Annotated in this window: 19 protein-coding genes and 1 other RNA gene; 2 read left to right on the top strand and 18 right to left on the bottom strand. The window is 60.4% G+C overall.

Annotated elements, in window-relative coordinates; translation table 11 throughout:
• Positions 1-163: 163 nt before the first annotated feature.
• The gene (locus ASG19_RS10495) at positions 164-1,468 is read left to right on the top strand and encodes an MFS transporter (RefSeq protein WP_062456185.1); all 1,305 of its coding nucleotides are present in this window, start codon (positions 164-166) and stop codon (positions 1,466-1,468) included.
• 193 nt (positions 1,469-1,661) lie between these two features.
• Here ASG19_RS10495 and ASG19_RS23520 read toward each other — a convergent pair whose 3' ends face one another.
• The 18 genes from ASG19_RS23520 to ASG19_RS10410 form a co-directional block, all read right to left on the bottom strand.
• Complete coding sequence (locus tag ASG19_RS23520; RefSeq protein WP_113167596.1) at positions 1,662-1,889, bottom strand: hypothetical protein; 228 nt, start codon at positions 1,887-1,889, stop codon at positions 1,662-1,664.
• A 31-nt stretch (positions 1,890-1,920) separates the two neighbouring features.
• Entirely contained in the window at positions 1,921-2,895 is a 975-nt protein-coding gene (gene murB / locus ASG19_RS10490; RefSeq protein ID WP_062456182.1) for a UDP-N-acetylmuramate dehydrogenase, read from the bottom strand.
• A gap of 1 nt (position 2,896) precedes the next feature.
• The gene (gene murC / locus ASG19_RS10485) at positions 2,897-4,306 is read right to left on the bottom strand and encodes a UDP-N-acetylmuramate--L-alanine ligase (RefSeq protein WP_062456179.1); all 1,410 of its coding nucleotides are present in this window, start codon (positions 4,304-4,306) and stop codon (positions 2,897-2,899) included.
• Positions 4,303-5,427 (bottom strand): undecaprenyldiphospho-muramoylpentapeptide beta-N-acetylglucosaminyltransferase, encoded by a 1,125-nt coding sequence (gene murG, locus ASG19_RS10480; RefSeq protein ID WP_062456176.1) that lies wholly within the window; start codon positions 5,425-5,427, stop codon positions 4,303-4,305. Before murG ends, murC begins: the two co-directional genes overlap by 4 nt.
• A 4-nt stretch (positions 5,428-5,431) precedes the next feature.
• Complete coding sequence (gene ftsW, locus ASG19_RS10475; RefSeq protein WP_062456173.1) at positions 5,432-6,586, bottom strand: putative lipid II flippase FtsW; 1,155 nt, start codon at positions 6,584-6,586, stop codon at positions 5,432-5,434.
• Between the two features lie 2 nt (positions 6,587-6,588).
• Positions 6,589-7,995, bottom strand: coding sequence for a UDP-N-acetylmuramoyl-L-alanine--D-glutamate ligase (murD, locus tag ASG19_RS10470; protein WP_062456170.1), 1,407 nt, complete (start codon positions 7,993-7,995; stop codon positions 6,589-6,591).
• A gap of 4 nt (positions 7,996-7,999) precedes the next feature.
• Positions 8,000-9,103: a phospho-N-acetylmuramoyl-pentapeptide-transferase gene (gene mraY / locus ASG19_RS10465; RefSeq protein WP_062456167.1), complete on the bottom strand. Its 1,104-nt coding sequence runs from the start codon at positions 9,101-9,103 to the stop codon at positions 8,000-8,002.
• A gap of 30 nt (positions 9,104-9,133) precedes the next feature.
• On the bottom strand, positions 9,134-10,567 hold the full coding sequence (locus ASG19_RS10460) for a UDP-N-acetylmuramoylalanyl-D-glutamyl-2,6-diaminopimelate--D-alanyl-D-alanine ligase (RefSeq protein ID WP_062456163.1): 1,434 nt from the start codon (positions 10,565-10,567) through the stop codon (positions 9,134-9,136).
• Positions 10,564-12,036 carry a UDP-N-acetylmuramoyl-L-alanyl-D-glutamate--2,6-diaminopimelate ligase gene (locus ASG19_RS10455; RefSeq protein WP_062456161.1) on the bottom strand — a complete coding sequence of 491 codons (1,473 nt, stop codon included), beginning with the start codon at positions 12,034-12,036 and terminating at the stop codon, positions 10,564-10,566. Before ASG19_RS10455 ends, ASG19_RS10460 begins: the two co-directional genes overlap by 4 nt.
• A gap of 59 nt (positions 12,037-12,095) precedes the next feature.
• Positions 12,096-13,844: a penicillin-binding protein 2 gene (locus tag ASG19_RS10450; RefSeq protein ID WP_062456158.1), complete on the bottom strand. Its 1,749-nt coding sequence runs from the start codon at positions 13,842-13,844 to the stop codon at positions 12,096-12,098.
• Positions 13,844-14,311, bottom strand: a complete 468-nt coding sequence (locus ASG19_RS10445) for a hypothetical protein (RefSeq protein ID WP_062456155.1) — start codon at positions 14,309-14,311, stop codon at positions 13,844-13,846. Before ASG19_RS10445 ends, ASG19_RS10450 begins: the two co-directional genes overlap by 1 nt.
• A 3-nt stretch (positions 14,312-14,314) precedes the next feature.
• On the bottom strand, positions 14,315-15,340 hold the full coding sequence (gene rsmH / locus ASG19_RS10440) for a 16S rRNA (cytosine(1402)-N(4))-methyltransferase RsmH (RefSeq protein WP_062456153.1): 1,026 nt from the start codon (positions 15,338-15,340) through the stop codon (positions 14,315-14,317).
• Between the two features lie 14 nt (positions 15,341-15,354).
• Positions 15,355-15,789 carry a division/cell wall cluster transcriptional repressor MraZ gene (mraZ, locus tag ASG19_RS10435; protein WP_062457964.1) on the bottom strand — a complete coding sequence of 145 codons (435 nt, stop codon included), beginning with the start codon at positions 15,787-15,789 and terminating at the stop codon, positions 15,355-15,357.
• A gap of 443 nt (positions 15,790-16,232) precedes the next feature.
• Positions 16,233-16,679: RNase P RNA component class A (gene rnpB, locus ASG19_RS10430), an RNA gene on the bottom strand.
• 42 nt (positions 16,680-16,721) lie between these two features.
• Positions 16,722-17,942, bottom strand: a complete 1,221-nt coding sequence (locus ASG19_RS10425; protein ID WP_062456150.1) for an FAD-dependent oxidoreductase — start codon at positions 17,940-17,942, stop codon at positions 16,722-16,724.
• A gap of 67 nt (positions 17,943-18,009) precedes the next feature.
• Positions 18,010-18,636, bottom strand: coding sequence for a lytic transglycosylase domain-containing protein (locus ASG19_RS10420; protein WP_062456147.1), 627 nt, complete (start codon positions 18,634-18,636; stop codon positions 18,010-18,012).
• A gap of 243 nt (positions 18,637-18,879) precedes the next feature.
• Positions 18,880-19,650: an N-acetylmuramoyl-L-alanine amidase gene (locus ASG19_RS10415; RefSeq protein WP_062456144.1), complete on the bottom strand. Its 771-nt coding sequence runs from the start codon at positions 19,648-19,650 to the stop codon at positions 18,880-18,882.
• Positions 19,647-20,390, bottom strand: a complete 744-nt coding sequence (locus ASG19_RS10410) for a DnaJ family molecular chaperone (protein WP_062456142.1) — start codon at positions 20,388-20,390, stop codon at positions 19,647-19,649. Before ASG19_RS10410 ends, ASG19_RS10415 begins: the two co-directional genes overlap by 4 nt.
• A 357-nt stretch (positions 20,391-20,747) precedes the next feature.
• Here ASG19_RS10410 and ASG19_RS10405 point away from each other — a divergent pair, with 357 nt between their 5' ends.
• Positions 20,748-21,959 (top strand): pyrophosphate--fructose-6-phosphate 1-phosphotransferase, encoded by a 1,212-nt coding sequence (locus tag ASG19_RS10405; RefSeq protein WP_062456140.1) that lies wholly within the window; start codon positions 20,748-20,750, stop codon positions 21,957-21,959.
• Positions 21,960-21,964: the final 5 nt, after the last annotated feature.

Below are 21,964 nucleotides of genomic sequence, written 5' to 3'. Positions count from 1 at the left end.
GAAGCTCGAACGGCTGCTCGAACGCGGCAAGATCGCAATGGATCAGGGGTGAAAACGTGCCGTTTATTGCGCGTTTTTTGTTTTACTCGTCAGAAAACTGCTGTATGTCGCAGCCGGTACTCCTAGAGAGCCGCATATTTAAATCTCCTGAATTGGAATCAGTATGACAAACGCGACGCCTCCCGCTTCGCCGTCAGCTGAGCCGTTAGCGCATGTTGCAATGAATTCTCCTGCACGCGTCCTGACGGCCAGCCTGGTCGGCACGACGATCGAGTTCTTCGATTTCTACGTTTACGCGACGGCTGCGGTCCTCGTCTTCCCGGCGCTGTTCTTCCCCAACAGCGATCCGACGACGGCGCTGCTTGCCTCGTTCGCAACCTTCTCGATCGCATTTTTTGCCCGCCCGCTCGGAGCCGTCGTGTTCGGCCATTTCGGTGACCGGATCGGACGCAAGACCACGCTGGTTGCCGCACTTTTGACCATGGGCATTTCCACCGTGATCATCGGCCTGCTGCCGACCTATGAGACGATCGGCGTGGCAGCACCGCTGCTTCTGGCGCTTTGCCGTTTCGGCCAGGGCTTTGGCCTCGGCGGCGAATGGGGCGGTGCCGTTCTGCTCGCGACTGAAAACGCACCTCCGGGTAAGCGCACCTGGTACGGCATGTTCCCGCAGCTTGGCGCTCCTGTCGGCCTGTTCCTGTCTTCGGGCGTGTTCTGGATCCTGCTGCACTTCATGTCGCAGGAAGCGCTTCTGTCCTGGGGCTGGCGCATTCCGTTCATTGCATCGATCCTGCTGATTGCCGTTGGCCTCTGGGTACGCCTCTCGATCACCGAGACGCCAGCCTTCCAGAAGACAATCGACAAGCAGGAGCGGGTCGAGATCCCGGTCGTGGAACTGTTCCGCACGCACAAGCGCAGCCTGGCGCTTGGCACTTTCGTGGCGCTTGCAACCTTCGTGCTGTTCTACATCGGCTCGGCCTATCTTCTGTCCTACAACGTCAAGATCCTGAAGATGCCGTTCCTCGATGCGCTCGAGGTGCAGTTGCTCGGCTCGATCGTGTTCGGCATCTTTATTCCGATCGTCGGCAAGCTGGGTGACCGCTACGGACGCCGCGAGATGCTGATCGTGACGACGGTGCTGATCGGGCTGTTCTCGTTTGTCCTGCCAGCACTGATGACCAATGGCGAAGGCATGATCTTCCTGTTCGTCGTACTGGCGATGGTGCTGATGGGCATGACCTACGGCCTGATCGGAACGGCGCTGGCCGCGCCCTTCCCGACCGCTGTCCGCTATACGGGCTCGTCGATCACCTTCAATCTTGCCGGCATCTTCGGCGCGTCGCTTGCGCCCTATATCGCAACCTACCTCCAGGCCAATTACGGCATGGCCTATGTCGGCTACTATCTCGGCATCGCTGCCGTGATCACGCTGGTCTGCATCCTCCTGTCGGGCAAGGACGAAGTCTGAGCCACGGCGGAATCAAACTGACAAAAAAGCCCGTGAAGTCTATGACTTCGCGGGCTTTTTTGTGTGAACTGTCACTCTCCTGGATGTAGCCGGTGCTTGCGACGGCTGCTTCGCTCCGCAAGCAAGACGGCAACCCAACCCGCCCCAGCGATCACAAAGGGCAGGACATACAGGAAGAAGAAAGTGGGTGCGTTCATGAGATCAACTCTCCAAGAGCACGTCTTGCACCCCAATGTAGTAGCAAACCGCCGGAAATCCAAGCCAGCGTCGAAAGGGCGATAGACAGCGAAATACCAGCCGACGCTGCTCCGTTGGAAAGCGAGACAGCCGGAGCTATGAAACCTGCCGCCACACAAGCCGTGGAAAGCCTGTCCAGCGAATTCGCCAGAAGTTTGGTTCGCTCGTTGTGTATCAGCGTCATTCGCCCATCCTTGAAGAAGGACTAGTTATAGCTACTCCGTCGTCGTACCCTGGAAGGGTCGCACTTCCCGGCCCGGCATGAAGATGCCGAGGCGCTTGATCTCCCATTCCAGCTTGATGCCCGATTTGTCGAACACGCGCTGGCGCACCATCTCGCCGAGATATTCGAGATCATAGCCGGTGGCATGGCCGATATTGATCATGAAATTGCAATGCAGCGACGACATCTGGGCGCCGCCGTTCATCAGGCCGCGGCCGCCGGCCTCGTCGATAAGGCTCCAGGCGGAATGGCCTTCCGGGTTCTTGAAGGTAGAGCCGCCGGTCTTTTCCTTGACCGGCTGCACGGTCTCGCGGTGCTGGCGCACAGCGTCCATGTCGGCGCGGATCTTGGCACGGTCCTCCGGATATCCTTCGAACACCGCATGGGTGAAGATCAGGTCCTTGGACGCCGACGAATGACGGTAGCTGTAGCCCATGTCCTCGTTGGAAAGCACATGTACTTGACCCTGGCGATCGACGGCATGGACTTCGACCAGCCGCTCGGCAGTCTCCCCGCCATTGGCGCCGGCATTCATGCGCAGCGCTCCGCCAATCGAACCCGGTATGCCGTAGTAGAAGGCAAACCCGCCGATACCATTGTCCATCGCCATCGCAGCGAGGTGCTTGTCCGGGCAGATCGCACCGGCCTTGATCCGGTTGTCACCCATGAGATCGAGCTGGCCGAACCCCTTGGCAGAGAGACGGACCACGACGCCCGGAATACCGCCATCGCGCACCAGCAGATTGGAGCCGACGCCGACGACCGTAAGCGGAACGTCTTGCGGCAGCATCTTGAGGAAAGTCGCGAGATCCTCGGCGTCATGCGGCTGGAACATCAGCTCGGCAAGTCCGCCCGCCTGGAACCACGTGACACGGTCCATCGGTGCATTCGGCGTCAGACGACCACGCAGGTTCTTGACGCCGTCCCCGAGTGACGTCAGCAGCTTTTCCCCATTCACTTGTTTCATTCTACTGTCCCGAAAATCTCTCAAGTTCCTTCGGCAACGACGCAGCCCATTGCGTGATGTTGCCTGCCCCCAGAAGCACCACGAAATCCCCCGGCTTCGCAATGCCGGAGACGATCGACGCCAGTTCGCTCGGAGAGGTCATGTAACGTGCATCGCGGTGGCCGCTCGATTTGATCCGCGACACCAGCGATTCTGAATTGACCCCTTCGATCGGATCTTCTCCCGCCGCATAGACCGGCGCAAGGATGATACTGTCGGCATCGTTAAAACAATTCGCAAAATCGTCAAACAGGCTCGACAACCGGGAGAAACGGTGCGGCTGGTGGACGGCGATGACGCGCCCCTGGCATGCCTCGCGCGCTGCCTTCAGCACGGCCTTGATCTCGACCGGATGGTGACCGTAATCGTCGAAGATGGAAACGCCGTCGACAGTGCCGGTCAGCGTGAAGCGGCGCTTGACGCCCGAGAAATTCGCAAGCCCCTTGCGGATATTCTCTTCCGATATCCCGAGACGGTTGGCGACGGCAATCGCTGCCGTTGCGTTGGAGATGTTGTGGCGGCCTGGCATCGGCAACACTAGATCCTTGAAGGTGAAGATCCGGCCGGTGCGACGGCGACGGATTTCCACGTCGAAGATCGACTTGGTGCCCTCCATGCGGATGTTCGAAAACCGCGCATCGGCCTGCGGGTTCTCGCCATAGGTGACGACCTTGCGGTCCTCGATCTTGCCGACCAGCGCCTGCACTTCCGGGTGATCGAGGCAGAGAATGCCGAAGCCGTAGAACGGCACGTTCTCGACGAATTGCCGGAAGGCCGCCCGCACCGCGTCGAAATTGCCGTAGTGGTCGAGATGCTCCGGATCGATATTGGTCACAACCGCGACGTCAGCGGGCAGTTTTAGGAAGGTACCGTCCGATTCGTCGGCCTCCACCACCATCCACTCGCCCTCGCCCATGCGGGCGTTGGTGCCGTAGGCATTGATGATGCCGCCGTTGATGACCGTCGGATCGAGATTGCCGGCTTCGAGCAACGCCGCGACCATCGAAGTCGTGGTGGTCTTGCCGTGCGTGCCGCCGATCGCGATCGCGTTGCGGAAGCGCATCAGCTCCGCCAGCATTTCCGCGCGCCGGACGATCGGCAGCGATTTTTCGCGCGCAGCAACCAGTTCCGGGTTGTTCTTCTTGATCGCCGTCGAAACGACCACGACTTCCGCATCGCCGAGGTTTTCGGCGGTATGGCCAACGAAAACCGGGATACCCTTGTCGCGCAGGCGCTGCACGTTGGCGCTATCGGCCTGGTCGGAGCCCTGAACGTTGTGGCCGAGATTGTGCAGCACTTCGGCGATACCGCTCATGCCGATCCCGCCGATGCCGATGAAATGAACGAGGCCAATAGCCTTCGGCATCTTCATGCCCGTACTCCCTTGAATTCTGCAATATTTTTACGTTCAGCAACCGCGGTGACGAGGTCTGCGAGTGCGATCGCCGCATTGGGCCGACCTGCCCGCTTGGCGGCTGCCGCCGTCTGTTCCAGCCGCTCCGGCTCATTCATGGCAGACGATATCATCGCCGAGAGGCGTTCCGGCGAAAGCTCGGACTGCGCCACGACCTCGGCTCCGCCGGTCGCAACGAGCGCCGCCGCATTGGCCGCTTGGTCGTGATCCAGAGCATAGGGATAGGGCACCAGAATGGCCGGTCTGCCGATCACCGAGATCTCCGATACCGTCGATGCACCCGAGCGGCACACCACGAGATGCGCCGCCGCAAGACGCTCGGCCATATCGGGGAAGAACGGCGAGATTTCTACCTTTGAATTCAGCTTGCCGAAGCACGAGCCGACACGGCCCTGATCCTCGGGGCGTGCCTGCTGTGTAACAACCAGCCTGTCCCGCTCGGATTGATCGAGAAGGCTCAAGGCTGTGGGCACGGCAGACGAGAAGAACTGAGCGCCCTGGCTACCACCGAACACGACGAGCCGGAACGGATCAGTTCCCCGCGACGCGACGTAGGGCACGTTTGCGGCTTCCAGAACCGCGGGACGCACCGGATTGCCGGTCGTTACGGTCTTTGCCGCGTATGTCCCGGTCGTTTCGGGAAGAAACCCGCCAGCGATCGCCTGCACCCTCGAAGCCAGCGCCTTGTTGGCGCGGCCCATCACCGCATTTTGCTCGTGGATGATCGTCGGCACACCCATGCCGGTCGAGGCCATCAGTGGCGGGACTGTTGGATAGCCACCGAAGCCGACGACCGCGATCGGCCGCAAACGCGATATCAGCTTGCGCGCGGCGCGAAGACCGGTCCAGAGCTTCCAGGCAGTCCGCGCCATCGCGATCGGATTTTTCGAACCGAACGTCGCCGACGGTACGACATGAATCTCATCCGCCGGAAACTTGCCCGCGAAACGCTCGGCGCGGCTGTCGGTCACCAGATGCACGGAAAAGCCACGTGCTTTCAGCTCGTGACCCAATGCTTCCGCAGGAAAAAGATGACCGCCGGTTCCCCCGGCGGCTAACAGAATAATGCCCTTGCTCATATACCTACTCCGCGGGAACTCCGGACGCGACGCGGAACAAGCTGCGTTCCTGCGCGCGCCGTTCCGGCCGGTGACGTGTGAGTGCCAGAATAAAACCAGCTGTCACACATATGGCGATCATCGACGATCCGCCATAGGAGATCAACGGAAGCGTCATTCCCTTTGCCGGCATCAACTCGAGATTGACGCCGATGTTGATCATCGACTGTATACCGATCTGCAGCACCAGACCGGCGACGGCAAAGCGGTTGAAGTCGTTGCGCTCGTTGAAGGCATGCTTGAGGCCGCGCAGCACGATGAAGGCGAAGATTGCGACGAGCGCCATGCAGAAGATAATGCCGAATTCCTCGGCCGCGACGGAGAACACAAAGTCGGTGTGACTGTCGGGCAGGATCCGCTTGACGATGCCCTCGCCCGGTCCCTGACCGAACCAGTTGCCCCGCACGATTGCCTCATGCGCGGTTTCCACCTGGAAGCGGTCGCCTTCGCCGGTCAGGAACTTGTCGAAACGCGCCGTCACGTGCGGCAGCATGTAATAGGCCGCAAGAAGACCGCCGACACCGACACCGCCGAGCAGAACGATCCAGAGCCACGGCATGCCGGCCATGAAGAACATGCCGCCCCACACGATGCTGGTCAGGATCGTCTGCCCAAGGTCGGGCTGCGCGACAAGAAGGGCCGCGACGATGCCGAACAGGATGATGGCGAAGAGATTGCCCGGAATTTCAGGCTGCCGTGCATGCTCCGAAAACAGCCAGGCGCAGACCACCACGAAGGCGGGCTTCATGAATTCGGACGGCTGAATGGACAGCGCGCCGACCCCGATCCAGCGCCGCGCCCCCTTGACCTCGACGCCGAAGAACAACGCCAGAACCATCGCGGCCAGCGAAAGAGCAAGAAGCACGATTGCGGTCCTTCGTACCTGACGCGGGGTCAGGAACGACAGGCCGATCATGATGGCGAGCGACGGAATGAGGAAAACCGCATGGCGTTCGACGAAGTGAAAGTCTGAGAGACCAATGCGCTGGGCAACGGCTGGCGATGCCGCAAACGACAACATGAACCCGATGCCCATCAGCATGATAAAGGCCGCCAGGAAAAAACGGTCGATCGTCCAGAACCAGTCTGCGAGCGGTCCACGGTCTGCGCGGCTTACCATATTCAGTTTCCTTTTCCGGTATCGACCAGCATGTCCACACTGTCGAGAGCTGCGACGAGTGCGACAAACGCATCGCCGCGCACTTCGAAATTCTTAAACTGATCAAAGCTGGCGCATGCCGGCGACAACATCACTGCCGACGAAACAGTGTCGGCTGCCGCATCTGCGGCTGCATGGGTAACGGCCCGTTCGAGCGTGCCCGAAATCTCGTAAGGGACCGTGTCTCCAAGAGTTGCTGCGAATGCCGGTGCCGCTTCTCCGATCAAATAGACTTTTGTTATATTCTGGAAGAGTGGTGCGAGGCTTGCGATGCCGCCTTCCTTGGGAAGACCGCCCGCAATCCAGTAGATCCGATCGTAGCTGGAAAGCGCAGGGGCCGCGGCTTCGGCGTTCGTCGCCTTCGAATCATTGACGAAAACAACATGGTCCCGTCTCCCGACCGGCTGCATGCGGTGCTTGAGGCCCGGGAATGACCGCAGACCGGCGCGGATGTCATCGGCAGACACGCCGACCGCCAAGCAGGCTGCAATCGCGGCTGCCGCGTTCTGAGCGTTGTGGCTGCCCTTCAACGTCGGGATGCCATCGAGGTCGACAAGCGCAGACGAAACGCCACCATTCATCTCAACGAGCCGGGTTGTCTCGGCATAGATACCATCGGCGACCGCATTGCGCTTGGAAATGCGCCGAACCTTGACGCCTGTGCGCTCGACCCGGTCGGCGATCAGCGTCGAATAGCTGTCGTCGACGCCGATGACGGCGGTCTTCGCCCCAGCAACCAGTCGCTCCTTGATGTCGGCATAATGCTGCATCGTGCCGTGACGGTCGAGATGATCAGGCGTGAGGTTGAGCAATATGCCGGCAGTCGGATTGAGCGTGGGCGCCAGATCGATCTGGTAGGACGAGCATTCGACGACGTAATAGCGTTCGGCCTTCGGCGGATCGAGCGTCAGGATCGCCGTCCCGATATTGCCGCCCAGCTGCGTGTCGCGCCCGCTTGAGCGCAGAATATGCGCAATCAGCGCAGTCGTGGTCGACTTGCCGTTGGTGCCGGTGATGGCGATGAACGGGCAATCCGGCGCATGCGCCCGGCGCTCGCGCACGAAAAGCTCCACATCGCCGATGATCTCGACGCCCGCAGCACGCGCCAGATCGGCACTCCAATGCGGCTTTGGATGGGTCAGCGGAACACCCGGCGACAACACGAACGCCGCCTGCGCGCTCCAGTCGATGGTTCTCAAGTCCGCCGTTTCGATGCCTGCAGCGTTTGCCTTGGCGACGCTATCAGGGTTGTCGTCCCAGGCGAGAACCGTAGCACCGCCGGCAACCAGCGCCTGCGCGGTCGCCAGCCCCGAACCACCGAGACCGAATAGTGCGACACGTTTTCCGCTGAACGTCGTGACCGGGATCATCGGATCACCGCAGCTTGAGGGTCGAGAGGCCGAGCATCGCGAGGCCGACGGCGATGATCCAGAACCGGATCACGACCTGGCTTTCGGTCCAGCCGAGCTTTTCGAAATGGTGATGGATCGGCGCCATCAGGAACACACGCCGGCCGGTCATCTTGAAGAAGCCGACCTGAATGATCACGGACATCGTTTCCATCACGAACAGGCCGCCGATGATCGCCATGACGATCTCATGCTTGGTGGCGACGGCAACCGAACCGATCAGGCCGCCGAGTGCCAGCGAACCGGTATCGCCCATGAAGATCGCAGCCGGCGGGGCGTTGAACCAGAGAAAGCCGAGGCCAGCCCCGATCACCGCGCCCATGATGACGGCGAGCTCACCGGTTCCGGGAACAAAATTGATCTGCAGATAGCCTGCAAAGACGGCGTTACCGACCAGATAGGCAATCACTCCGAACGACGCGGCGGCAATCATGACCGGCACGATCGCCAACCCGTCGAGACCGTCAGTCAGGTTGACCGCATTGCCGGCGCCGACGATGACGAAGCCACCGAACAGGATGAAGAAATAGCCGATATTGATCAGGAAATCCTTGGCGAAGGGAAAGGCGACCGAGGTTGCCAGATGCGGGTTTCCCGCAGGCTCCGTCACCATCGCTAGTCGCATCATGAAGAACACGGCGATGCCGGCGATGAGGAACTCGATGCCGAGGCGCGCCTTGCCGGAAAAGCCCTTGTCGGTCTGCTTGGTGACCTTGAGATAGTCGTCGTAAAAACCGATCGCGCCGAATCCGAGCGTCACGAGCAGCGTGGCGACCACGTAGATGTTGGAAAGATCGGCCCAGAGCAGCGATCCGCCGACGATGCCGGCGAGAATCATCAACCCGCCCATGGTCGGCGTACCGGCCTTCTTGAAATGGGTCTGCGGTCCGTCAGCGCGGATCGGCTGACCCTTGCCCTGACGGATTCGGAGTGAATTGATCATCCGTGGCCCGAACATGAAGACGATGAACGCCGAGGTGAAGAGCGCTGCTCCCGTCCTGAACGTGATGTATCGGAACAGGTTGAAGAACTGAATCTTGTCTGCCAGTTCCACGAGCCAGATCAGCATAAAGGGCCCTTTCAAAAAAGCCGCGTCGTCTTAAGGTTGGCGGTCCGTGTCGGAAAAAGCCGGGTAGTTGTCAAGCAGCGCGGCAACGATCTTGCCGAAACCAAGCCCAAGTGACGACTTCACCATCAGCACGTCGCCGGGAATGACGGAGCGCACGACGTATTCAGTCAGTGCGTCCGTCGTTTCGAAATACTGTACGTCGACACTATCAGGCAGCGCATCCCGCAGAGCGGCCATTTCCTTGCCGGCGAGCCAGACGTGCTCGATCCCGGAGGCGAGCAATGGCCCGCCCAGCTCTTCGTGCACCTGGGCCGAGAACTCGCCCATTTCCAGCATGTCGCCGAGGACGGCAATACGGCGACCGGTCAGTTCCGGTGCTGTCGCTGAGAGCAGGGAGATCGCGGCCCGAACCGAGGCAGGATTAGCGTTGTAGCTCTCGTCGATCAGCGTCAGATGGCCTTCGCCAATACCGAGACGATGGCGCTGTCCCCTGCCCTTGACGGCCTTGAGTTCGGCCAGCGCCTGCCCCACCGAGCCCATATCGGCACCGAGGAGAAGCGCCGCTCCTAAAACTGCCATGGCATTTTCGGCGATGTGGCGGCCAGGTGCGCCGATCACAAACTCCTTCGTCTCGCCATTGAGAACGGCCCAGATAACGGAGCTCTCGGCATTGCCCTCGAAATCGGCAAGGCGATAGTCGGCCTTTGCATGCTGGCCGAAGGTCATGACATGGCTGACGCCCAACTCGTGGGCTTTCTCTTCCAGCAGCGCAAACTGTGCATTGTCGTGGTTGAGGATGGCAGCCCCGCCGGGCTCGATACCCTCAAGGATCTCGGCTTTGGCAGCCGCGATCTCTTCGAGACTGTTGAAATGCCCGAGATGGGCGGCCGCAATCGTCGTGATGATCGCCACATGCGGGCGCACCATTTTGACCAGCGGCCGGATTTCGTCGGCATGGTTCATGCCGATCTCGAACACGCCGAAATCCGTATCGGACGGCATGCGCGCAAGCGTCAGCGGGACGCCCCAGTGATTGTTGAACGAGGCCACGGCCGCATGCACCTTGCCGGACGGGGCAAGCGCATGCCGCAGCATTTCCTTGGTCGTCGTCTTGCCGACCGAACCGGTCACGGCAACGATACGGGCGCGACTGCGGTCACGTGCCGCGATCCCGAGCTTGACGAGTGCGGCCAGCACGTCCTCGACGACGATCATCGGGATCGTCAGACGGCCCATTGCCGGCAGCTTCGCTTCTGAAACGACGATCAGCGATGCACCGTTGGCAATCGCCATGCTGGCATAGTCATGCCCGTCGACCCGGTCACCCTTGATGGCGAAAAACGCTTCACCCTCGGTGATTCCGCGGCTGTCGATCGAAAGACCGGTGACGCCTTCCGGCATCTGCCCGATCGGCCGGCCGTCCATGACGGTGGCCATTTCCTGCGAGGTCCAAAGAAAGCTCACGATGCTACGCCCTCCGCCAGGTCCTGCAATGCCTTGCGCACTTCGACATGATCGGAGAACGGCAATGTCGTTGCCCCAACCGTCTGTCCTTCCTCATGCCCCTTGCCGGCAACGATCAGCGTATCGCCAGTTTTGAGCAGTCCGACCGCGTGACGGATTGCCTTTGCCCTGTCGGCGATCTCTTCCGCGCCCGGCGCTGCCGCCATGATCTCGGAGCGGATCGTGGCCGGCTCCTCGGAGCGAGGATTGTCGTCGGTGACGATCACCACGTCCGCAAGGCGGGTGGCAATCTCTCCCATGATCGGACGCTTGCCCTTGTCGCGATCTCCGCCGCAGCCGAACACAACGACCACGCGGCCGGTGGTGAACGGACGCACGGAGCTCAGAACGTTCTCGAGCGCATCGGGCTTGTGGGCGTAATCCACATAGGCAAGCGCGCCATCCTTCGTCTGGCCGACAAGCTCGAGCCGGCCGGATGCGCCGACGAGCTTTTCAAGCGCCGCCATGGCGACCGCGGCCGGAACGCCGGTCGACATCGCAAGTCCTGCGGCAACCAGCGCATTGGCGACCTGGAAGTCCCCCGCAAGCGGGATATCGACCTCATAGATCTTGCCGTCCGCATGGATCTCCGCGGTCTGCTTGTGACGGAAGTGTTCGACACGCTTCAGGCAGAGATAGCCGCCCTTGCGCCCGACGGTCCGGATGCTGAGGCCTGAAGCAAGTGCCACCTCGATCGCAGTTTCAGTCCAGCGGTCGTCGGCAAAGATCACGGCCGGAGCGCCCGCAGGTGCCAGCGTATCGAACAGCCGCATCTTGGCGGCCATGTAGCTCTCGACGGTCGGATGGTAGTCCATATGGTCGCGGCCAAGATTGGTGAAACCGACAGCCGACAGCTTGACGCCGTCGAGACGGCTCTGGTCGAGACCGTGGCTGGACGCTTCCATCGCCGCGTGGGTGACGCCTTCGGACGCGAGTTCCGCCAGCAGCTTCTGAAGCTCGACGGGATCAGGCGTGGTCAGCGAGCCGTAGTCGTTGCGATCAGGCGAGACGACGCCCGTGGTGCCGATCTGTGCAGCCGCATGGCCGGCATAGGCCCAGATCTGCCGGGTGAAAGAGGCAACCGAAGTCTTGCCGGCAGTGCCTGTTACCGCAACCATCGTCTCCGGCTGAGCGCCATACAGCCGAGCGGCAGCGATTGCTAGAAAGCGGCGTGGATTGTCCACGACCACAACCGGGATGCTGCTGTCTGCCGGATGGGACGCGATGGCGACAACCGCGCCCTTGGCGGCGGCATCGTCGACAAAGCGCGACCCGTCAGCCTTGGATCCAGCAAGAGCTGCGAACAGCATGCCCTCGGCGATTTGCCGACTGTCCGAGGAAAGACCGAGAATATCCACATCACCGGCTGGTCCAGCCAGGATATCGGCCGCTTCCGGAAAATCGTCTCCGGCAAGATCGCGCAGTTTCATCGGTAATCTTTCCATCTAACAGCAGGCTCCCTCACGAATCGAGGGTCCGTTCTTGATCCTCAATAAGACACAAGCAGGGCAGAACCGTCATTGCCGAATTTTGGCTTTACACCGAGAATGGGAGCAGACCGCGCGATGATCTCCTTGACCATGGGTGCTGCGGACATTGCAGCAAGCGCGGCGCCATTGCCTTTGTCGGTCTTCGGCTCGTCGCTGAAGGACAGGACGACATAGCGCGGATTGTCCATCGGGAAGGCAGACAGAAACGCGTTGAAGTTCTTGTCGTGGGCGTAGCGGCCGTTGACGACCTTGTCCGCCGTTCCGGTCTTGCCGCCCACATTGAAGCCGGCCACGCGCGCATTGCGGCCCGATCCGTTGATGCCGTTCCATTCGAACAGGAAGCGCATGTCCTTGCTGGTCGTGGGCTTCATGACCTGGGTGGCGATCTCGTCGGCCTGCGCCTGGGTGCGGGGCAGGAATGTCGGCGGAACGAGCTTGCCGCCGTTGACCAGTGCCGCACCGGCAACAGCCGTCTGTAGCGGCGTCGTCGACACGCCGTGACCGAACGAGATGGTGATGGAGTTGATCTTCTTCCATTCACGCGGCTGACTTGGCATCGCGATCTCCGGCAGTTCGGTCTTCATCCGGCTGAGAAGTCCAAGCCGCGTCAGGAAGTCCTTGTGTCCCGCAATGCCGACCATGTCGGCGATCTTCGCCGTGCCGATGTTCGAAGAATACTGGAAGATTTCCGGAACGCTCAACACGCGCCCCTTGCCATGGAAGTCCTTGATGGTGAAACCGCCGATGCGGATCGGGAAGCGCGCATCGAACGAGCTCTGCAGGTTCATCTTGCCGTCATCGAGACCCATGGCGAGCGTGAAGGATTTGAAGGTGGAGCCCATTTCGAACGTGCTGTTCGACATGCGGTTCATCCAGCCCTTTTCAGCGTCCACGCCGTTCGGGTCGTTCGGATCGAAATCCGGTGCGGATGCCATACCGAGGATTTCACCGGTGTGAACGTCGATGACGACGGCGCCTGCACCGATCGCCGAGTATTTGCCGATCGATTCGGCAACGACCTGCTGAACGATTGCCTGCACGCGCAGATCGATCGACAACTTGACCGGCTCAAGCGGCTGATCGGAGGTCATGCCGACGGCCGCAAGGTCCGCGAGACCCTGGGAATCGATGTAGCGTTCCATTCCGGCGACGCCGCGGTTGTCAATATTGACGTAACCGACGAGATGCGCAGCAGTTCTGCCACCGGGATAGAAACGGCGCTTCTCAGGCCGGAAACCGATACCCGGGATGCCGAGTGCCAGAATCTGGCTCTGCTGCTTCGGGGTCAGCTGGCGGCGCAGCCACTGGAAATGCGAATTGGAGCGAAGCTTCGTATAGGTGCCCTTCACGTCGAGATCGTTCAGCACGGTCGCGAGCTTTTCGATCACCTCGTCGGCGTCGACGATCTTGTGCGGCTCGGCAAACAGCGAGACGGTGCGGATGTCGGTGGCCAGCACCTCGCCGTTGCGGTCGACAATATCCGGGCGCGACGCCATGAACCGGTCTGCCGGCAGAATGCTCGACGTTACCTCCGGCATCGCAAAGCCGTATTGCACGAGACGTCCGCCGATGACGCCGTAGAACGCGACAAAGCCGGCGATCAGGAGGCCGACGCGGTTTTTCGCCTGGGCGGACTTGCGCTTGCGCGTACCTTCAAAGGACGCGCCGCGCATCGTTGGGCGGCCACGGCCACCGGCCGAAAAATGCGCCCTGCTCTTCAAAACCATTATTCGTGACAGGAAGGACATCAGCGTCTCACCGATCCGGTTGAATGAACATCAAGAGTGGAAGCACCACGGTTTTTCGGCACCGGTATCTTGGACGGAGGCCTGGACTTTGCAGCCTCGACGCCCTTCAGCGCCGCTGCGACTTCACTGTCCTTGCCGGAAATGATGTCCTCGATGGTGGTCTCGGGCTGCGGCAGACGCGACTTCATCATCGGCAATTCCTTGGGCATGGCGAGTTGCGTCGTATCGGTCGCGCCAAGGCCGAGCTCGGTGCCATAGACGCCGATCAGCCGGTGAAGACGGTTTGGCTGAGTCAAAAGCGCCCAGTCAGCCCTCAAGAGATCTATCGTATCTTTCTCGAGCCTGATCTCGGTTTCGAGACGCCGGACCTCTTCAAGTTTCTCATCGGCGCGATGCTTGATCGAATAGGTCACAACAGCCGTTGCCGTCATGACGCCGATCAGCACGAGATCGAAGCTTCTCAACATCCGTCAGACCCCCAATGTCGAAAGGCTTGCGAGGCTCGGCAGGTCGAAGATCGACATGTCGGAGCCACGCGATTTTGCTTCGGTGCGGATACCGGCGCGCAGCTTGGCGGAACGGGCGCGCGGATTGATCTCCGCCTCCTCCTCGCTTGCCGCCACCATCGCCTTGCCGAGCGGATCGAAGATCGCTTCCTTCACCGCAACCATCGGCAGATGCCTGGAGCCGGAGGTCTTGGACGAGCGATCGGCGAAGAACTGCTTGACGATCCGGTCTTCCAGCGAATGGAAGGTGACGACCACGAGCCGGCCACCGGGCTTCAACGCCTGCTCGGCGGCAAACAGCGCCTGCGCCAGCTCGCCGAGTTCGTCGTTGACGAAAATGCGCAGCGCCTGAAAAACACGCGTCGACGGATGGATCTTGTCCTTGGCTTTACGCGGATTGACGCTCTCGATGAGATTGACGAGATCGCGCGTCGTGCGGAAGGGCTCGGTCACGCGGCGCTTTTCGATGGCACGTGCGATACGACCGGAATGTTTTTCCTCGCCGAGAAAGCCGAAGATGCGGATGAGATCGCCGACCTTGGCGCGGTTGACGACATCGGCCGCCGATACGCCATTGCTCGACATGCGCATGTCGAGGGGACCGTTGCGCTGGAACGAGAAGCCGCGCTCGGCCTCATCGATCTGCATCGAGGACACGCCGATATCGAGCACGACGCCATCGAGCCCGCCTTCCGGCGCATGATCGGCAAGCTGCGAGAACTGTGAATGAATGAGAGAGAGGCGACCTGCATGCGCGGCAACAAGAGCCTGCCCATTGGCGATTGCGGAAGGATCGCGATCAAGGCCAATGACGTCAGCACCGGCAGCCAGCAGGGCGGACGAATAACCGCCCGCCCCGAAGGTGCCATCAAGGATGACCTTGCCAGGAAGAGGCTGAAGCGCCTCCACCACTTGGTGCAGAAGAACTGGAATATGGCGAACCGGTCCGCCTTCGGGCTCAGTTTGACCTTCGCCTGGATTCGCCGACATCCCGCTCTCCTGTACTATGCGGGACGTGAACTCAAACGTCCCTCCCGTGCTGCCGCCTGCGCCTCGTGAAATGCTTGCGGCTGCCAAAGCTGAAAATGATCCGAACGCCCGACGAAAGTGACTTCCGAGCTGATACCCGTGAAATCCCGGATGAAATCCGAGACCATCAGCCGGCCTTCCGCATCGAGCCTCATGAAGACACCGCCGCCGTGAATCAGCAGCGACATCCTGTTGGCGTCCGGTGAAAACGGATCGACGGACGCAATCTGCCGCTCGTAGCGATCGAGCAGATCCGGACCGCCGACGCTGATCGCCGGATAGATGAAATCCTGGAGGCAGTAGAGCTCCTGAATTCCGCGCTCGGAAAGAACCGCGCGAAAGCCGGCAGGCACAGAGACCCGCCCCTTCGTATCGATCCTGTTCGTCGCATTCGACAGGAAGCGGCTCATCGCAACAAACACCCGCCCCGTTCGCAAAAGACACGGGAAACTTCCCGCCAGACTGCTTGGATTCAAACAAGGAAGATCCGTGCGGATAAGCAGATGCTTGCCCGATTGTGAGATCGAAACTCTTGATTTGATGGGCAAAATGCCCTTGTGCAGTGCGAATTTGGGATACCATGGGACCATATGGGCGTCAATGGGAGAGGCCCTGCAAGCTCCTCCATGTTCGGATTTATTTATAAGCTGTTAAGTTTAACAAAGGGTTATTAAGCGCTTTGGAGAAACTGCCTTTGCGACCCTTCGCAAGTGATATTTTGACAGTTGCTAAGAGCCGGAAACGCAAGGCGCTTTCCGGCCTGCTCATATAAAAAGCGGCACCGAAATTGGGCAATTTGCATGTCAGATTGCCCCGTCGGGGACGGGCACAATTGACGAATCAGAAGAGAGTAGTGACCAGTTGGCCTGTAAGCCGGGTTCTGTATGGCCCCGGTGCGAACACCGGAACGTGGCAGCCATTCATCTGGGACGCCGTTTACACGTCGCCTCGCGCAACCCACCCGGATGACTGGCCCGGAAACAGGCTGTAGACGTACTTGCGCACGTCCCGCGTCATCCCTATTCGGTCTTGCTCCCGGTGGGGTTTACCATGCCGCTTCCGTTACCGGTCGCGCGGTGGGCTCTTACCCCACCCTTTCACCCTTACCCCGCTATCTCATCGACCCTTGCCGCAATGCGTCATCCGGTCGATCAGAAAGCGGGGCGGTTTCCTTTCTGTGGCACTGTCCCTAGGGTCGCCCCCGCCGGACGTTATCCGGCACCGTGTTTCCGTGGAGCCCGGACTTTCCTCACCCTACCGCCTTTCGGCATTGGTAAAGTGCGGCTGCCCGGCCAACTGGTCGCGCGGCTCATAGCCGAGATGCACAGATAAGGCCATAGGCCTACCGGTATTCCGCATGGAAATCGACCGGATAGCCATCGTCGATGATCGACCCGTTAAAGATCAGTTCGGCGCCGAGCCGGCCTATCTCGTCGGAACTCTTGGCGGCAGCGCCACAACCGCCGGTCAGAACACCGATCCGGTCGAACGCCGTCATGGCGATGGCCGGATAGTTGTTCGGCGTGAATGACGTGACGCAGGCGGCCATGGAAGATCGCGACAGATCGAGCCTCGGCATCAGCCGTTCCATGACGTCCGTCAGGTGGCGCCGGGTCGTCTCGCGTCCGCCGCTCTTGAACCAGTCCCGGATCTCAGGCTCTGACGGCAGCAGAAGATCGTCCGGATCGCCGCCGATCTTCACATAGGTTTTGCCATCAGGATAACGGACCGGAGGCAGAAGGTAGATCCCGTCATCCTCCTCGTTCCATTTCCAGATCAGCGATGGCATGGCCTTCAGCTCCTCCATCGCCCCCTCGCCGACCTCGTAGAACGCGATGGTCCTTGCATAGACTGAGAGATCGAGACGAGCGCCGACAAGTGCTTCGTTGATGGAAAAGCCGCCCGCCGCCACAAGCACCTTGTCGGCCGTGTAACTGCGCCCTTCCGCCGTCGTCACGGTCACGATCGCGCCGTCCTGGCGAACAGCCGAAACGGTCTCGGGGATCAGCGTGGCACCCTGGCGCTCCGCAAGCATGACTTGCGCCTTCACCAGCCGGCGCGGATTGATGTGCCCCGCCCGCTTCTCCTCCCAGACGCCTTCGGCGCCATCCTGAAAGGCGAAATATGAAAACCGGTTCGAAAGGGCCTCATGCCCCAGCGTTTCGGTCTCGACACCTAGCCGCCCGGCGGCATCGAGCACGCGACCGACATAGGATGGCTGCCCGGTACGCCCGGGCGCAGAGGACTGCAGTCCGGCGCGCCCAGGCCCGACCATCAGACAGCCCACTTCCGAGTAGAAATCGATACCGCTTTCGGACGCGATCTCGCCGTAGCGCTCGATCGAACGATTGGCGAGGCGGGCCCAGACTGGATCCTGATCGATCGTCCGGGTGATGCGCGCCTCGTCGTAATGGCTTGCGAACACGCCGTCATGCCGCTGGTAATCGTCAGGTTCGCCCGGCCCGATCAACGCCACACCATCGGTCCATTTGGAAAGATGCCGGGCCGCTGCCGCCCCCATCATGCCGCTTCCGATGATGATGTATTTGAACCGCGCCGCCATGCCCTGTCCTTTCGATTCCCTAGCTCGAATTGCCGCTCTTTTCAGGCAGTTCTAACCGTTTCCCGAATCAGAATACCAGAGGCGCCAGAACGGCATACCCCTTCGGCGGAAAATCGAACGCGAAGGTCTTTTCGATCACATCGTCCTTGTTGTCTTTAAGAACCGCTTCGACCCGCTGACAGTAGCGCTTGGACGTCGGGTTCATACGCTTGGCGGCGTGGCCCGCATTGTATTTAAGGATCGTGCCGCAAATCTTGCCGCCACCCAGATCATGGGCGCCCGCCAGATACTTCATGCCGTAGCGAATGTTGGTTTCCGGATCGTAGAGGCCATAATCAGGGCCCTTGTAGCCCATCAGCCTTGCGGTCGCCGGCTTCACCTGCATCAGGCCGATCTCGCCGGCACTGCCCTTCACAGTCGGGCGAAAATTGCTTTCGATCTGCACGACAGCCTCAGCAAGGTCGAACGGCACATCGTATTGATCGGCATATTTGGCGATCAGCGTCGTATAATGCATCCGGCGAACCATCTGCCTCTCGGTGGCCGTCGGGGCAGCAAACCCGGTTTCGCGTGTCTCCCAGGGAATGGTCAGCGGTTTGACATAAACCCGAACCACGTCTCCGCCGTCTTCGGCACGCACAGATCCACATCCCGCGAAAAGCATGGCAATGCCTGCCGCGACCGCACAAGTCATCTTAGTCAATTCTAAAGTATCTCCGGAACAACAGGCTCGCGGGATATCGTGATACGCAAACATCCCTCGTCGCGACGCCGGACGACGGCGCGAGGTTTTACAAGACCTGTAGGTTTATCTTGGCAGCCCCCGTCTGGGGACGCTGCGTTAGCAACTCTTTAGAAAGCCGCATTAAGGAGATCATGTGGCAATGCAAAAAAGCCCTGTCCGCAAACGCTTCCGACAGTTTCGCGAAGCTTGCGCCTAGCTGTATTTCGGCAGTGCCTTGAGCAGCCGATGCAGCGTGTCGATCGTCGAAAAATCGGCAATCCCATCGACCAGCGCGGGCCTGAAATGCCGTTGGAAAGCCTCGACGACGCCCTTCGTGCGATCGCAGAATGTGCCCGTGATTTCAATATCGTATCCGTAGAGCGACAGCATCGACTGCAGGGCCTCGATCGGCTGACCACTTTCGCCGTGCTGGAAAAACCGGCCGCCGCTGATCTGACCTGGCTCGACCCAGTGACCGATCCCCGCCAAATACAATTTCTGCCAGGGGAAATTTTCGCCCGGGTCGAGCTTGCGGATGGGGGCGACATCCGAGTGTCCGACGACCCGTTCCCGAGATATTCCCCAGCGATTGCCGCAGTCTCGACACAATTCGACGACCGCATCGATCTGGATATCCGGAAAATGGGGAAGTCCGCCGGGATGTCCGGGATTGGCGATTTCTATCCCGATGGAGCAGGAATTGATGTCCGTTTCGCCGGCCCAGCTGCTTTTGCCCGCATGCCAAGCGCGCCGCGCCTCGGGAACAAGCTGCACGATCCGGCCGTCTTCATGGATGAAATAGTGACTGGAGACCTGGCTCGCCTCGTTGCGAAGCCATGCCAGCGCCTGATCGGCATCAGGCATGCCGGTATAATGCAGGAGGATCATGTCCGGCTGGCGCCCGCCTGCCCTTTCCCCATGATTTGGCGAAGGCTCGACCGTGGCGCGGGCATGATCGGCGGCAAAGGAAGCCGGAATTGTCATGCCGCGCGGCGCTCTTTCTCGATCGCTTCATAGGCCGCGTTGAGCGCGGCCATCCGTTCGGTCGCAGCCGCATGCAGTGTTGCCGGCACGCCGCGTGCGATCAGCCGGTCGGGATGATGCTCCGAAACCAGCAGACGGTACTGTTTGCGGATTGCCGAGAAATCGTCGTCACGCGAAACGCCGAGCACCAGATACGGGTCACGACCGTCGAGATGCACGTGGCGGGCCATGATGCGGCGGAAATGTTCCTCGTCGATCCGGAAGATTTCGGCGATGCGCGCCAGAAACGCCAGCTCGCTCTCATGCACGAGACCATCCGCCTTGGCGATATGAAACAGACCATCGACGACGCTCTCAAGCATCGGGCAGTTTTCCATGTCGCCGCTGCTGCACAGCCCCGAAAGCTTTGTGGCATACGCCTCGTAGCCGGCAATGTCCTGGCGTGCGAGGTTATAGAGACGTGCAACGTTGCGCGCTTCCTCGGCCGGAAAATCGAAAATCTGCTGGAAGGCACTCACTTCGGCTTCGGTGACCACGCCATCGGCCTTCGCCATCTTTGCAGACAGGGCAATGATCGCCACCGAGAAGGAAACCTGGCGCCGGGTTTCCGGATCGCCCTCGAACATGGTGCGGATCGCATCGACGACTCGGTTGAGCACACCGCCCGCGGCATCGCCGACGGCACCGAGCAACCTTTCCCACAGGGAGGACAATTGGAGACAATTGAAATCGAAAATCATCCCTTAAATGACCAGATTACCGACGTTTTGGCAAGCTGAGGACGGTCCGCTGAAGATTAAACTCTGTTCATGTTTTTCGAACAATCATGCTGAAAGCCCGGTCTGTCCGGCAACGGCACAAAGTCGTTGACGGCCAATGGGTCGAAACGCCGACCAAAACGACCCGTCCTGCCGTGTGCCACGGCAGCCCGCGAGGCTGGTGATTTCTTTGAAACGATTAGATCGGGGAACGGACAGGAAAAACCTCGAAGCGACGGAATTTTCTTGAGAAATTCACTTTACAGGCTCTAGCTGGTGTCGCATCCATTCATCCCGTTTTGTCAGTTTCTTGCGCCCTGAGCGCATCAAGGAGGATCGATGTCCAAACAGAAAGTCGCACTGCTGACCGCCGGCGGCCTTGCGCCCTGCCTCTCGTCTGCCGTCGGCGGATTGATCGAGCGCTACTCGGATGTTGCCCCTGATCTGGACATCATTGCCTACCGCTCCGGCTACCAGGGCGTGCTCTTGGGCGACAGCATCGCGATCACATCCGAGATGCGTGAAAAGGCTCCTCTCCTTCATCGTTACGGCGGCTCGCCGATCGGCAACAGCCGCGTCAAGCTCACCAACGCCGCCGATTGCGTCAAGCGTGGCCTCGTCAAGGAAGGCGACAACCCACTGCAGGTCGCAGCCGAACGACTCGCCAAGGACGGCGTTACGATCCTTCACACGATCGGCGGCGACGACACCAACACGACGGCAGCCGATCTCGCAGCCTACCTCGGCGCAAATGGCTATGATCTCACCGTCGTCGGTCTTCCGAAGACCGTCGATAACGACGTCGTGCCAATCCGCCAGTCGCTCGGCGCATGGACGGCCGCCGAAGTCGGCGCGCGTTTCTTCGACAATGTCAGCAACGAGCAGACCGCCGCCCCCCGCACTTTCGTGATCCACGAAGTCATGGGTCGCCACTGCGGCTGGCTGACGGCCGCAACGGCGCGCGCCTATATCGAGCAGAGCCGCGGCAACGAGTATGTCGACGGCCTCATGATGAACGCCGAGCTGAAAAGCATCGATGGCCTCTATTTGCCGGAACTGGAGTTCGACCTCGAACAAGAGTCTGCACGCCTGAAGCGCGTGATGGAAGAACGCGGCACCGTGACGATCTTCGTCTCGGAAGGTGCCGGCATGAATACGATCATCGCGGAACGGGAAGCCGCCGGCGACACCGTCAAGCGCGATGCGTTCGGCCATGTGAAGCTCGACACGATCAATGTCGGCGGCTGGTTCCAGAACCAGTTTGCGGGCCTGATCGGCGCCGAACGCTCGATGGTCCAGAAGTCAGGCTATTTCGCCCGCTCGGCCCCGGCCAATGGTGATGATCTTCGCCTCATCCAGGGCATGGTCGATCTTGCGGTCGAAAGCGCTCTCAACAAGGTGTCCGGCGTCACCGGCCATGATGAAGACCAGGGCGGAAAACTGAGAACCATCGAATTTCCAAGAATCAAGGGTGGAAAACATTTCGATCTGACGGCAAAATGGTTCGGCGAGGTGATGGACCATATCGGCCAGCCCTACGAAACCGTATAACGCGT

This window comes from Rhizobium sp. Leaf306 (assembly GCF_001423425.1).
Lineage (GTDB): Bacteria > Pseudomonadota > Alphaproteobacteria > Rhizobiales > Rhizobiaceae > Neorhizobium > Neorhizobium soli.
This window is presented reverse-complemented; position numbering and strand designations above follow the sequence as displayed.

Bases quoted from the DNA above. Each gene is read 5' to 3' on its own strand.
- ASG19_RS10495 (WP_062456185.1), top strand. From the start codon at position 164: ATGACAAACGCGACGCCTCCCGCTTCGCCGTCAGCTGAGCCGTTAGCG.
- ASG19_RS23520 (WP_113167596.1), bottom strand. From the start codon at position 1,889: ATGACGCTGATACACAACGAGCGAACCAAACTTCTGGCGAATTCGCTG.
- murB (WP_062456182.1), bottom strand. From the start codon at position 2,895: ATGAAACAAGTGAATGGGGAAAAGCTGCTGACGTCACTCGGGGACGGC.
- murC (WP_062456179.1), bottom strand. From the start codon at position 4,306: ATGAAGATGCCGAAGGCTATTGGCCTCGTTCATTTCATCGGCATCGGC.
- murG (WP_062456176.1), bottom strand. From the start codon at position 5,427: ATGAGCAAGGGCATTATTCTGTTAGCCGCCGGGGGAACCGGCGGTCAT.
- ftsW (WP_062456173.1), bottom strand. From the start codon at position 6,586: ATGGTAAGCCGCGCAGACCGTGGACCGCTCGCAGACTGGTTCTGGACG.
- murD (WP_062456170.1), bottom strand. From the start codon at position 7,995: ATGATCCCGGTCACGACGTTCAGCGGAAAACGTGTCGCACTATTCGGT.
- mraY (WP_062456167.1), bottom strand. From the start codon at position 9,103: ATGCTGATCTGGCTCGTGGAACTGGCAGACAAGATTCAGTTCTTCAAC.
- ASG19_RS10455 (WP_062456161.1), bottom strand. From the start codon at position 12,036: ATGAAACTGCGCGATCTTGCCGGAGACGATTTTCCGGAAGCGGCCGAT.
- ASG19_RS10450 (WP_062456158.1), bottom strand. From the start codon at position 13,844: ATGTCCTTCCTGTCACGAATAATGGTTTTGAAGAGCAGGGCGCATTTT.
- ASG19_RS10445 (WP_062456155.1), bottom strand. From the start codon at position 14,311: ATGTTGAGAAGCTTCGATCTCGTGCTGATCGGCGTCATGACGGCAACG.
- rsmH (WP_062456153.1), bottom strand. From the start codon at position 15,340: ATGTCGGCGAATCCAGGCGAAGGTCAAACTGAGCCCGAAGGCGGACCG.
- mraZ (WP_062457964.1), bottom strand. From the start codon at position 15,789: ATGAGCCGCTTCCTGTCGAATGCGACGAACAGGATCGATACGAAGGGG.
- ASG19_RS10425 (WP_062456150.1), bottom strand. From the start codon at position 17,942: ATGGCGGCGCGGTTCAAATACATCATCATCGGAAGCGGCATGATGGGG.
- ASG19_RS10420 (WP_062456147.1), bottom strand. From the start codon at position 18,636: ATGACTTGTGCGGTCGCGGCAGGCATTGCCATGCTTTTCGCGGGATGT.
- ASG19_RS10415 (WP_062456144.1), bottom strand. From the start codon at position 19,650: ATGACAATTCCGGCTTCCTTTGCCGCCGATCATGCCCGCGCCACGGTC.
- ASG19_RS10410 (WP_062456142.1), bottom strand. From the start codon at position 20,390: ATGATTTTCGATTTCAATTGTCTCCAATTGTCCTCCCTGTGGGAAAGG.
- ASG19_RS10405 (WP_062456140.1), top strand. From the start codon at position 20,748: ATGTCCAAACAGAAAGTCGCACTGCTGACCGCCGGCGGCCTTGCGCCC.